Genomic DNA, 11,874 nt, shown 5'->3' with positions numbered 1-11,874 from the left:
GCGATATGAATGAATTGATCGCGCTGTGGGGAGCCCTGCTGGTCTACGTCATCGCCGGCAGCATTGCCATCATCACCGTCGTGCTGAAGCGCCCGCCCGGTCGCCCGGTACTAACACTGATTGTTTTCGGCCTGATATTGCATGCATTGTCGATCGCACTGCGATGGGAATGCGTGGGTCACGGTCCTTTCATCACCTTGTACGAAATCCTGTCGAGCAATGTGTGGAGCATGATGGTCGCCTTTGCCATCGTCTACTGGCGCCTGCCGTCGATTCGTCCCAGCGCCGCGGTCGTCATGCTCATCCTGTTTATCGTCATGGGGTGGCTGCTGATGACCGATCCTGGTGAAGGCCATCTACCGGCCACTTATCACACCGTCTGGCTGTATATTCACATCGGCTTCGGCAAGGTATTCTTCGGCGCGGTGTTGATTGCGACTGGTATTTCCGGCGCGATCCTGATGCGTCGTACCGCATTCGCCGGCAGCCGCTTTGAACGCCTGCCGGCAGATAACCATCTCAGTGAACTGGCCTTCCGGTGCATGGCGATCGGCTTCATTTTCGAATCGCTGATGCTAATCGCAGGCGCCATCTGGGCCCAGGATGCATGGGGCCGCTACTGGGCCTGGGATCCGTTGGAAACCTGGGCCTTTTTGACTTGGCTGGTGTTGGCCTTTTCCCTGCACGCTCGCTTCACGCTCAAACTTTCGGCGCGCGCCGGTGCCGTACTGGTGTTGGCTGTATTCGTTGTGGCATTCCTGACCTTTTTTGGCGTTCCCTTTATTTCGACCGCCGCGCATCAGGGAGCGGTCTAGAAGCAGCGTCGGATCTGGAACTTCTCATCGCAACACAGCACCTGGGTAGCCTTCGCTTCAAGCGCATCATCCCGTGAGCTGAAGGACAATCTTCTGTATAAGTTTCATCAAGAATGACTCACTACACTGGTATTGAAACAGCATTGCATTCGCAACCGGGCGCTCGACGCCTGGTTGGAGGATGGTTGTTACTGGCGCTGCTGGCGCTCGCCTTTTCAACGGGCTTTGCTGTATTGCTGGTAGCGTCACGTACGCCGATATCGGGCGGCTTCGTGGCGTCGGTCTCTTTGTTCCGTAGCGCCCTGGTATTGCATGTCGGCTTGGCGGTTGTGGTGTGGTTCCTGTCGTGCGCAGCGGCACTGTGGTCCATGGCTGCCGGCGGCGTTCCGGGTCACACGCGCTGGGCCGCGCTTGCATTGGCTTATGCAGGCGTGCTGGGAATGCTGGGCGCGCTGTTCTCGCGCTCGCCGGTACCGGTGCTCGCCAACTACATTCCGGTGCTTGATAGTCCAGTCTTCCTGTTAGGCCTGGTCTCGTTCCTTGGTGGAGTCGCCTTGTGCGGTGCGACCTCAATTGGCGGTGTTCTCTCGCACGTGAAGAAAAATATCACGGCTTGGCGCGTGGCTGCATTGCTCTCGATAGGTGTTACCGCAATAGCGTTGCTGGCGCTGGCAATACCCGTCGCGCAGTCGGGCGTGCCGACCCACGCCATGCAGTTTGAATTGTGGGCATGGGGGCCAGGCCATATATTGCAGTTTGCTCATGTATTGCTGCTGATGGGCGTATGGAACGTGCTTGGTGAGCAAGCGCTGGTCCGCACAGTTGCGTCTCGCTCCTTCATGGCCGGGCAACTTCTATTGGCGGCGCTACCGGTGCTCGCGGCGCCAGGTGTGTATATCGCCTATCCGATCGATAGCCCGGAGTTCCGCCGTGCGTTTACGTTGCTGATGGCTTGGGGCAGTTGGCCAGCCCCGGTACTGCTAGGCGGTTGTTTGCTGGTGCAAATAGTGAGGGCAGGGCGTGGCGTCCGGATGGCACTGGACAACCTGCCGTTAGTGCTATCGATTTTTCTATTTCTGATGGGCTGCCTTTGCGGTGCAGCGATACATGGCGAGTCGACCATGGTGCCGGCACATTACCATGGCACCGTCGGTGCTGTGACGTTGGCCTACATGGCGCTCGGATACCGGTTGCTGCCGGCGTTCGGTTTCGCACAGGGACGCGGTCGACTTGAGCGATGGCAGCCAGCTATATATGGCACCGGATTGATTATTCTAGTCGCATCACTTGCCTGGTCGGGCTGGCTCGGCGTACCCCGCAAAAGTTTGCATGGCGAAACAGGCATGCAATCCCTGGCTTACTTTTCAGCAATGGGGCTGGTCGGCTTGGGCGGTCTGCTCGCCGTGTCGGGTGCAGCGCTGTTTGTATTCAATATCGTGCGTGTGTTACGTACGGAGCGGGTACCAACGGTGCAAGTTGCTGGTGACAGGTCTATTTATCCGGCGAACTTGCCTGTTCGCGGCTAAGAATAACTTGAAGATGGCGTCGCTATGTCTTTTAAAAAAACAAATTGCGAGTGGACGATAACAAACCATGACCTGTTTCTTTGTTCGACAATAAAGGAAGCGGTTGAGTCATTTGTTCGCGGCCGGCAATCGAAAATGGCTGTAGGCGAAGGAATCGTGTGGGCGACCGATCCTCGCACAACAAGGGTAACGTTCATCAGCAGCCAGGCGGAGCGGATCTTTGGGTACCGACGCGAAGCGTGGCATGCCGAAGGATTCTGGTCCGATCACGTTTATCCCGAAGACCAGGCACGTTTATTACGATTTCGTACGGCGCAGGTAGACGATGGCGTGGACAACATTGTTGAGAACCGTATGCTTGCCGCAGACGGCACAGTGCTCTGGGTAAGCGACTCCTCCCGGGTAGTGGGTTCGGGAGCTGACGCACGTCTCGTTGGAATGCTTTTTGTCGTAGGTGGAGGCCATGGCGCCGAATTGGCATGGGAGAAAAGCGACAGTGCATTTACGCACAATGTGGACGGAATGGTCGTCACTGACAAAAGTGGTCTCGTTCTTCACGCAAACCTCGCCTTTTCCGCATTGACAGGACGCGCAGCGCATGAGGTCGAGGGAAAGGAGTCACTCGATGCATTGCTCGGCAGTCGTGATGATATTGAGTCGGTCACGACGGTTGCACAAACCCGCGATTTTTGGAGTGGAGAATGGTGGTGCCGCCGTCCCTCAGGCCACAGCTATCTTCAGCAAGCAACCGTGATTGCGGTCAAGAAGGACGTGGGAGAAATCAGTGGCTATATTGGCGTCTTTCGTGATTTGTCACACGAAAAATCATTACTGGCACGACAAAAGAAAGCGCCTTGCTACGATCCGTTGACCGGATTGCTTACACCCGCAGGCTTGAAAGACAGGTTGCGCGATCTGTTGGTCAGTGATGTTGGTACAGAATCCCAATTGGCCGTCATGGCGATCGAGCTAAACCAGCTCGATTATTTGCTGCGGGCTTTTGGTCATGGTGCAGGTGATCGGTTTCTCACTGCAGTCGCTCACCGCATGTCTATGCTTGCCAGCGATATCGCTTGTGTCGGGAGGGACGCCGGCGATACTTTTGTCATGATCGTTCAGCATAGGGACGGCAGCGATTTTTTCGCCTTTGCCAAAACCCTGGTGCACGAATTGTCGCTTCCGTTTTCGCTTGGACAGCATGAAGTCAATGCGAAACCTCAGCTAGGTATCGCGATTTCCCCGGCGCATGGTACAACTGCGGAGCTCCTTATTTCCCATGCCCACACTGCTCTGCAGAAGGCTAAAAATGAGGGGCGGGAGATTCAGGATTTCAGGGACGAAAGCGTAGTGGTTCACTCACGGACTCAACAGCTCAGAACGCAAATTGCAGTCGCTTGCAAGCGCAGTGAGTTCCGGCTTGTTTATGAGGCCCAAAGGCAGCTCGGCAGCCGCAAGATCATTGCCGCCGAGGCCTTGTTAAGGTGGAAGCACCCGACTCTTGGAGAGATCCTTCCAGCGAATGTAATCAAGCTCGCTGAGGAAGAAGGGCACATTACCGAGATTGGCATGTGGGTATTGAAACAGGCATGCGCGCAAATTCGTCGGTGGCAGGAGATGGGACACACGCAACTACGAGCCACTGTGAATGTTTCGCTTCATCAATTGCTGCAGGCAGATTTCGCACCTGCGGTGATGGAGGTATTGCATGAGACACGACTCGCTCCGGAATTCCTGGAACTGGAGCTCGTAGGCGGTGGAGCAAATCTCAATTCCCGAATGATCGAAACATCGATGGTGACACTTGCCAATCAGGGGATTACATTAGTACTCGACAACTTTGGCGCGGAGTCCGCGTTCCTTACACGCCTTTGTCACTGGCCGGTAAAGAAGGTGAAGATTGATCGTACGCTCACGCAGCACATTCATATCTGTAGTCGTAGCAATGCGGTGATCCAGTCGCTGATAGCGCTTGCACAGGGATTGGGCGTCGAGATTGTGGCCGTCGGTGTAGAAACCGCAGATCAGGAACGTTTTTTGGACATTCAGGGGTGCCACGCAATTCAAGGCAACGCAGTGAACCGCCCGCTTCCTGGTACAGACTTCCAGGCCTTGCTCGAACGTGACGCAATTGAAACGACTCGAGATCTGGTTGATAGTGTTCCTGTTCAGCAGTGGGCTTCGACCGTGTACGGTTCCTCAGCACCTGGTATGGAAACCTTGCGATCCTGGATTCGCGAGGGAAAAATTGTTCCTGAACCATTGAAAGTTGGGAGGAAGTGGCTGGTACCTCTCACGGCGCGGTACATGGGCGGCATGTAATACCGATACAACGGAGACGTCCCGATGGCAGGGTTCTCTTCATCAAAGCGCAAACCGCCGGGCCCAGTCCTCGCTCCCCCATTCCTTGGTCGGAACAGCATCCGCGACCACCGGCTCCCTCCCCTCCACCACATCCACAAAATCCGCATGCAACCCATCCCGGATTGCTACAAACCCCGCATCGCCTCGCTGCCGCGGATGCGCCAGCGGCACCGGCTGAATCCGACGAATCCTTCCCGGTCGCGCATCCAGCACAACAATCCGATCAGCGAGATAAACCGCCTCCTCGATGTCATGCGTCACCATCAGCATGGTGATTCCTTCCTCCTGCCACAGGCGCCGCAGTTCCTGCTGCAGGCGTAGTCGCGTCAACGCATCCAGCGCCCCCAGCGGTTCATCCAGCAGCAGCACATCCGGACGCCCGACCAGCGCACGCGCAATTGCGGCGCGCTGTGACATGCCTCCGGAGAGCTGGTGCGGATAGGCATCGGCAAACCCGTCCAGCCCGACGCGCGCAATCTCGGCAGCGATGCGCTCGCGCCGTTCGTCCTGCGGCACCGAGGTATTGGTAAAGGCCAGCCCGACGTTCTGCTCGACCGTCAGCCACGGGAACAGCCGGTGGTCCTGAAACACCAGCCCGCGATGCAGGTCGGTTCCCTTGATCGGCTGGCCGTCATGCAGCAACTGGCCGTCATACCCGGTATCGAGGCCGGCCAGCAGGCGCAGCAGGGTCGACTTGCCGCAGCCGCTGGCGCCGACGATGGCGACGAACTCGCCGGGTTCGACGCGGAACGAGATGTCGTCCAGCACCAGCAGCTGTTCGCCTTTCAGCTGGAAGGACTTGCTCACGTGTTCGATCACCAGTCCGCCCGTGCGCGGCTTGCGCGCGGTGGTGACGGCCTTGAGCAGGGTGGGGGATAGCGGGGCGTTCATGGTGCTGCTTCTCCTTGGGGCGCGGCGACGGCTGCCGGCTGTCTGTGTTGGTGGATGAGTCGCTGTCCGTGCATGCCCAGCCAGGCGATGAGCCAGGGGAACAGCCAGACAAGGAAAACGTGCTGCAGGCCGATCGCGTCGGCGAGGCGGCCAGCGCCAAGCGCGCCGACAGTGCCGCCCAGCATGCCGAACAGCGTCAGGTGGGCCGAGACCTTGGCCTTGTCCACCGGCGCGTGCGCGATGCGGTCGATATTGACGAGATTGTTCACGCCCAGGCCGAGCCCGAGCAGGACCGAGGCGGCGATGTAGGTGAGGCTGGACGGATAGAGGCCGAGCAGCAGCAGGGCGGCCATGATGGCGCCGTGTGCGCCGGCATAGATCCGGTCGCGATGCGGGCTCTTCAGGACGATGTTGCCCAGCCCGAGCAGCACGACGACGAAGCTCAGCCCCTGTACCGCCATCAGCCACACCGCATGCTGCTGCGGCCAGTGCAAAACGCGCAGCGCCAGCAGGATGGAAAACACGCCGACGCTGGAGGCGGTGAAGCTGGCGAGGATCTCGAACAGGTAGGTGGTGCGCACCGCCGGCAGGCGCAACAGCGCGCGCCAGGTCGCGGCGCCGCCTTCCGACTCGCCGGCCTTCTTGTTGCCGGTATGCGTGGGCAGCACTTGCCAGCCGAGGATGGCGAGCGCCGCGAACAATCCGGCGGAGACGATGAATCCTGCTTGCAGCCCGAGATGCGCGATCAGGTAATTGCCGGTGACCGGCCCGAGGAACTGGATGCCGAGCGTCAGCGTGCCCTTGTACCAGCCGGCCTTGCCCTGGCCGATCTCCGGCAGGCGTACGAGGAAGATGGTGCTCATCGCCACGATGCGCAGCGAAATGCACAGCCCGACCAGGAACATCGTCGCCGCCACCCACTGCCATCCCGGCAGCCAGGGCAGGATGCAGAAGATGCCGGCCAGCGTCAGGCTGACGCCGGCATACAAATATTTCGGATTGCCACGGCTGAGCAGATGGCCGGCGGGCAGGGTGCCCAGCGCCATTGCGAAGGTTTCGGCGCTGCTGATCATTGCCAGTTGCAGGTTGCTGACGTCGAGATGGACACCAAGCAGGGTGCCCAGCACCTTGTTCATGCCGATGGTCAGTCCGGACAGCAGCGTGAGGCCGACGAAGCCGACCAGGAAGTTGCGGACTTCCGCGGGGGAGCGTAACAGCGTCATCGGGTCAGTGGCTGGATTGGCCGCGCACCAGCAGGCGCGCAAGGCGGTTGAACAGGATATTCATCGACTGCGCCAGCAGCGCGATCACGACCACGCACAGCAGCACCACGTCCATGCGGCCGGCGGTTTCGCCATTGAGCAGCAGCGAACCGATGCCGGGGCCGGCGGAAAACAGCAGTTCGCCGCCCATGCAGGACAGCCACGCAAAGGCGAGCGCATGCGACAGGCCGGTGACGATTGAAGGCAGCGCGGCAGGGAACAGCACGCGGCGGAAGGTCTGCAGGCGCGACAGCGTGAGGATTTGCCCGACCTCGCGGTAGCGCGTCTCGACGTGGCGGATGCCTTCGCTGGTGTTGAGCACGGTCGGATAGAAGGATGCGATGACGATCACCAGCAGCTTGGCCGGGTCGCCGTTGCCGACCCACAGGCCGAGCAGCGGGATCAGGCCCAGCAGCGGGACCTGCCGGATCGCATGGTACAGCGGGCCGACCAGGCGGTCGACGATGCGCGACTGCGCCATCAGCGTGCCCGTCAGGATGCCAAGCGTGGCGCCGATGCCGAGTCCGGTGAGGGTACGCGTGAGGCTGGCGCGCAGGTGCAGCCAGAGTTCGCCGGATGCGACCATGCCCTGCAGGCTGCCCCAGAGGTCCGACAGCGACACGAATACATAGGCGGCGACCGCGCTCTGGCGCGATGCCCATTCCCACGCGGCGAGCAGCAAGGCGGGCAGCAGCAGGCCCTTGGCGAAATTGACGATGGTGGTCTTGTTCATGGTCGGTGGCTCAGCGTTGTTTCCAGCGCATCAGGTAGATTTCCAGCCAGCGGAATCCGCGGTCGAGGGTGAAGCCGATGACGCCGGTCAGCACTACGCCGACCATCACGATGTCCATGCGGAACATTTGCCGTCCCATCTCCATCATCTGCCCCAGGCCGCTGTCGGCGGCCAGCAGTTCGGCGCCAACCAGCACCATCCACGAGCGGCCAAGCGCGATGCGCACGCCGGTCAGCGTGGCAGGGATGATGGCCGGCAGCACGATGCGGCGCACTGTCTGCCAGCGTGTCAGGCGGTAGATGGCCGCCACCTCGAAGAAGCGCGCGGACAGGCTGCGGATGGCGTCATGCGCGGCCAGCGCGACGATGAAGAAGGTCGCCTTGATCACGATAAAGACCTTGAAGGTTTCGCCGATACCGAAGATCAGGATGAACAACGGGATCAGCGCCACCGTCGGCAACTGCCGCAGTACGTTGAACAGCGGATCGACATAGCTGCGCAACCCGGGCGACAGGCCGAGCAGGATGCCGAAGGCGATGCCGCCCGCGCTGCCCAGGCCGAAGCCGGCGAACAGCCGGTAAAGGCTGGCGCCGAGGTGGTCGGTGAGCTCGCCGCTTTCCGCCAGTTCCACCGCGGTGCGCGCGACTTCCCAAGGCGGGATGAGGATTTGGGCCGGCACCCATTCGAGCAGGGTGGCCAGCGACCAGATGGCGAGCAGCAGGACGGGCGATGTCCATGCGGACCAGCCGGCGTCCAGCCAGCGCTGCACGAGGGAGGCGGATCGCGCCGGACGCGGCGAAGCCGGCGCCACGGTTTCGGTGTAGGAAGAAGACAGGGCAGACACAGTGCGCTCGCGGTCAGGTGGTCCAGTACTGTTGCAGCTTCAGCTGCGCCAGCGCCTGCGTGACGAACTGCGGCGCGAACAATGCATCCAGTTCGACCGGCTTGTTGATCAGGCCCGCGCGGCGCGCGTAGTCGATTTCCGACGCATAGTGGGCACGCAGCGGCGGCGTGAACAGCGGCGACCAGCGCTCCTTCCACGGCGTGTTGTCCTCTGCCAGTTCGCGGCGCAGCACGCTTTCGTTCTGTCCGCCCTGCGCCTCGACGCGGATGTATTCTTCCCTGCCGGATTCGCCGGCGGCGCGGTGGTGCACGCGCACATAAGCGGTGGCAACCAGTTGCGCGAGTTGCGGGTAATCGCGCAGGAACTGCCGGGCTCCCCACAGTTCGGCGCGCATCTTCCAGTCATGCGGCGGCTTCTTGCTCGACCAGATGATCTTCGCGGTCTTCTTGTCTTCCAGCAGGAAGGCATCCGACAGCGTGAAGAAGGCATCGGCGCTGCCGGTGGACACCGCTGCCGCGCCGGCCTGCGGATTCAGGTTGAGGATCTTCACGTCGGACAGCGCCATGCCGTTGGCTTCGAGCAGGCGGGCGAACGGATACTCCCACGGACGGCCGCGATGCAGCGCGATGCGCTTGCCCTTGAGGTCGCGGATCGAGCGCGCCGGGGAGTCGGACGGCACCACCAGGTAGGTATTGCTCAGGCTGCCGCCCGGCACCACCAGCGAGGTCTGCAGGCCGGAAGCGTTGGCGATGATGGACGGCAGGTCGCCGTAGGCGGCGAAGTCGATCGCCTTCTTGGCGAAGGCTTCATTGACCTGCGCGGCCACGGAATTGGTGGTCACAGGCAGCCATTCCAGCTTCACGCCGAGCTTGCCGAGTTCGGTTTCCAGCCAGCGGTCTTCCACTACCATGGAGGAAGAGCCGGAGAAGTGGGTATTGCCGGAAGCGGCATTGCGCGCGACGGCGGCGATGCGCACGACGGACGGCAGGGCGGGCGCGGACAGTGCACCGGGTGCCAGGGGCAGGGCCGCGAGCAGGCGCAGCAGTTGTCGTCGTTGAAGGAGAATCTTCGCCATAGTTACGTTTAAAGTTTTCATTTTCTGTAGGGTGGGTAGAGCGCAGCGAAACCCACCACGCGCTCAAGAGACGTCGTCCTGGTGGGTTTCGCTGCGCTCTACGCACCTTACGGATTCGCGTTCGCTTTCCAGCAGTTCAATGGTCAGCCACGGAACCGCGCCCATCCAGATGCAGGGCCAGCCGGATGCCAATGCTTCAAACAGCGCGATTCCGGCACTACGCAGGGGATGGGCGGGTTTTGTCATGGCAGTCCTCAGAACTTGGTCGACACGCCAACCGTGACGATGCGCGGCTCGCCCAGCGTGTACTTGTACGAGCCGTTCGACGGCGCGATTTCCACCGTCTTGTAGCCACGGTCGGTGATATTGCGGGCGGCGATGAAGAACTCGGTCTTCTTGTCCGCCAACGCATACGCGATGCGCGCATTGCCGAGCCAGTACGCCTTTTGCTGCAGCGCCGGTGTGGTCTGGTTCAGCGCATTGAAGAAGAATTCGCCCTTGTAGTGCCAGTCGGTGCCCAGCTTGACGGCGGCGCCATTGGCGAGCGGGATGCGGTACTCGGCGCCGATATCGAAGGACACGTGCGGTGAGCGGGTGAACTCGTTGCCGCTGCGGTCGATGCCGTTCTGCACCAGGCCCTGGTACTCGGTGCGCAGCAGGCCCAGCGCGCCCTGCAGCGTGAGCTGGCGAGTCACCGCGGCACGCAGTTCCACTTCCACACCCTTGACCGTGCCGCTGCGGGCGTTGGTCAGGATGGTCGGCAGCGGGTTGGCCTGGTTGATCAGCACCTGCGGATTTTCGTAGTCGTAGTAGAACGCGGCGACGTTGAAGGTGACGCGCTTGTCGAGCAGCTCGCTCTTGTAGCCGGCTTCATAGGCCTTCAGCGTTTCCGGGTTGACCGAGTTCGGCGCCAGCGTCGGCGAGACGCTGCCCTGGAAATTGCCCGAGCGGAAGCCCTTCGAGTGGCGCGCATACACGCGCTGGTTGCCGCCGATGTCGTAATCGGTGACCAGGTCATAGCTCAGGTCGTTCCACTTGCGCGTATCCTGCTGGCGCGCGAACTGCGACAGCGGGTTGGCGACCGATGCCGTGCTCCACCAGTTGGCCGGCGTCAGGAAGCTGGCCACGCCCGAGGTGGAGCGCACGCCGGTCAGGTCAATCTCCTTGCGCTCCTGCGTCCAGCGCAGGCCGCCGCCGGCGTTCCAGCGCTCATTGATCGCGTAGGAGGTGTTAAAGAAAGTCGCGACGCTGCGGGTTTCCTGGTCGAAGTGCGTGTTGTAGAAGCCAGGGTTGGCGGCGGAGATGCTGGCGGCGGCAAGCTGGGCATTCGAGCTGTCCGAGCCAAGGTTCTCCTTGAAGAAGTAGACGCCGGCAATCCAGTTCCAGCGGTCCTGCTTTGGTGAGGCGAGGCGAAGCTCCTGCGAAATCTGGCGCGTCTTCACGCGCGCATGGGTCAGGGAAATATTGATCGGCGTGTAATCGCCATCACCCGCTGTTTCACGCTCGCCGGTTTCGACCGCGGTGATCGAGGTCAGGGTGTAGCCGCCGGAATTCCAGTTCAGCGTGGCTGATACGCCGTCCGACTTCACATCGTCCTGGTCGTAGTTGTAGCCGACATTGCCGCGCGTGTTGTTGCCGGCCCATTGCAGGGGCCCGGTGGGTGTCGTGCCAGCGTAGTCGAGGTACCAAGGCGAACGCTGGCCATGGTTGTTGCGGCCGTGGACGTTGAGCAGCAGGTCGAGGTTTTCATTGAGCAGGGTCAGCACCTGGAAGCGCGCGGCATTGTCCGCCTGCTTGCCGAGCTTGCTGCCGTCCGGCGCGGTGGCGATGCCGTCGCGGTCATAGTTGAGGGCAGCGAAGCGCACCGCCGTAGTGTCGCTCACCGGTCCGCCGTAGGCGCCCTCCAGCAGGCGTTCCTGGTGGCTGCCGATGCTTGCCTTCACATAGCCGTCGGCGGTGAAGGCCGGCTTCTTCGACACGAAGCTGAGCGCGCCGCCGGTGGTGTTCTTGCCCCACAGCGTGCCTTGCGGTCCGCGCAGCACTTCCACGCGCTCCAGGTCGAACAGCGGGAAAGCCTGCAGCAGGGAATTGCCCTGGTACACCTCGTCGGCATACACCCCGATCGGGCTGACCACGTTGGTGGCCGGGTCGTTGATGCCGACGCCGCGGATGAACCAGCGCGGGCGCGCACGGCCCTCGGTGATCGATGCCTGCGCGTTCGGCACATAGCGAATCGCATCGTTGGCGGTGCGCAGTTCGTCGCGCCGCAATTCTTCACCGCCGATGGCGGTGATAGAGGCAGGGACTTCCTGCACGCTCTCCGCGCGCTTCTGCGCGGTGACGACGACGCTGCCGCGGGCGGCAGCC

Annotated in this window: 10 protein-coding genes; 3 read left to right on the top strand and 7 right to left on the bottom strand. The window is 61.6% G+C overall.

What is annotated here, in order from left to right:
- The first annotated feature begins 5 nt into the window (after positions 1-5).
- The 3 genes from ccsA to AYR66_RS26050 all read left to right on the top strand — a co-directional run bounded on the left by ccsA (position 6) and on the right by AYR66_RS26050 (position 4,660).
- Positions 6-815 carry a cytochrome c biogenesis protein CcsA gene (ccsA, locus tag AYR66_RS26060; RefSeq protein ID WP_088710452.1) on the top strand — a complete coding sequence of 270 codons (810 nt, stop codon included), beginning with the start codon at positions 6-8 and terminating at the stop codon, positions 813-815.
- Positions 816-928: 113 nt separating this feature from the next.
- Positions 929-2,341, top strand: a complete 1,413-nt coding sequence (locus AYR66_RS26055; protein WP_088710451.1) for a cbb3-type cytochrome c oxidase subunit I — start codon at positions 929-931, stop codon at positions 2,339-2,341.
- Between the two features lie 24 nt (positions 2,342-2,365).
- Positions 2,366-4,660 (top strand): EAL domain-containing protein, encoded by a 2,295-nt coding sequence (locus tag AYR66_RS26050; RefSeq protein WP_088710450.1) that lies wholly within the window; start codon positions 2,366-2,368, stop codon positions 4,658-4,660.
- Between the two features lie 42 nt (positions 4,661-4,702).
- Here AYR66_RS26050 and AYR66_RS26045 read toward each other — a convergent pair whose 3' ends face one another.
- From AYR66_RS26045 to AYR66_RS26015, 7 genes are all read right to left on the bottom strand, one after another.
- Positions 4,703-5,593: an ABC transporter ATP-binding protein gene (locus tag AYR66_RS26045; protein ID WP_088710449.1), complete on the bottom strand. Its 891-nt coding sequence runs from the start codon at positions 5,591-5,593 to the stop codon at positions 4,703-4,705.
- Positions 5,590-6,816 carry an MFS transporter gene (locus AYR66_RS26040; protein WP_088710448.1) on the bottom strand — a complete coding sequence of 409 codons (1,227 nt, stop codon included), beginning with the start codon at positions 6,814-6,816 and terminating at the stop codon, positions 5,590-5,592. Before AYR66_RS26040 ends, AYR66_RS26045 begins: the two co-directional genes overlap by 4 nt.
- 4 nt (positions 6,817-6,820) lie before the next feature.
- Positions 6,821-7,588, bottom strand: coding sequence for an ABC transporter permease (locus tag AYR66_RS26035; RefSeq protein WP_088710447.1), 768 nt, complete (start codon positions 7,586-7,588; stop codon positions 6,821-6,823).
- 10 nt (positions 7,589-7,598) lie between these two features.
- A complete protein-coding gene (locus tag AYR66_RS26030) occupies positions 7,599-8,432 on the bottom strand; it encodes an ABC transporter permease (protein WP_206047341.1) in 834 nt (277 codons plus the stop codon).
- 13 nt (positions 8,433-8,445) lie between these two features.
- Positions 8,446-9,507 (bottom strand): PhnD/SsuA/transferrin family substrate-binding protein, encoded by a 1,062-nt coding sequence (locus tag AYR66_RS26025; RefSeq protein WP_088710446.1) that lies wholly within the window; start codon positions 9,505-9,507, stop codon positions 8,446-8,448.
- A gap of 63 nt (positions 9,508-9,570) precedes the next feature.
- Positions 9,571-9,753, bottom strand: coding sequence for a hypothetical protein (locus AYR66_RS26020; RefSeq protein ID WP_088710445.1), 183 nt, complete (start codon positions 9,751-9,753; stop codon positions 9,571-9,573).
- A gap of 8 nt (positions 9,754-9,761) precedes the next feature.
- The coding region (locus AYR66_RS26015; protein WP_088710444.1) for a TonB-dependent receptor at positions 9,762-11,874 on the bottom strand (2,113 nt) is incomplete at its 5' end.

It is taken from the genome of Noviherbaspirillum denitrificans (assembly GCF_002211445.1).
In the GTDB taxonomy this organism is placed as follows: Bacteria; Pseudomonadota; Gammaproteobacteria; order Burkholderiales; family Burkholderiaceae_D; genus Noviherbaspirillum; species Noviherbaspirillum denitrificans.
The sequence above is the reverse complement of the archived record's forward strand: the minus strand, read 5'-3'. Positions and strand labels throughout refer to the sequence as shown.